This window comes from Streptomyces bambusae, assembly GCF_020532645.1.
Taxonomy (GTDB): Bacteria; Actinomycetota; Actinomycetes; order Streptomycetales; family Streptomycetaceae; genus Streptomyces; species Streptomyces bambusae.
Genome location: NZ_JAJAUZ010000162.1, coordinates 1 through 315, shown reverse-complemented (window position 1 = coordinate 315; position 315 = coordinate 1). Strand labels below are relative to the sequence as shown.

Genomic DNA, 315 nt, shown 5'->3' with positions numbered 1-315 from the left:
CTACCGGCTGCCGGATCCGGCGGTGTTCGGTCCGCTGGAGCTGACGGCCGAGAACGCCGAGCGCGGGGTCGGTGTGATCGCGCAGAACGCGCCGGTCCTCGGCCGGGTGTCGGTGGTGAAGCGGATCGCCGGTACGGAACGCCCGTTGTCGGGTGCGGTGTTCCAGCTGTGGCGCGAGTCGAATGGGCAGCGTGGTCTGCAGCCGACGGACACGAGGGTCGGTGATCCGTGTACGACGGGTGCGGACGGGACGTGTGCCATGGCCGGTCTGCCCCTGGGTACGTACTACTGGGAGGAGACGGCGGCGCCCGCGGG

The 315-nt window shown here is 71.1% G+C and carries 1 protein-coding gene; it reads left to right on the top strand.

Annotation, left to right across the window (positions count from 1 at the left end):
* The coding region (locus LG634_RS37645; RefSeq protein ID WP_226741054.1) for a prealbumin-like fold domain-containing protein at positions 1 to 315 on the top strand (315 nt) is incomplete at both ends.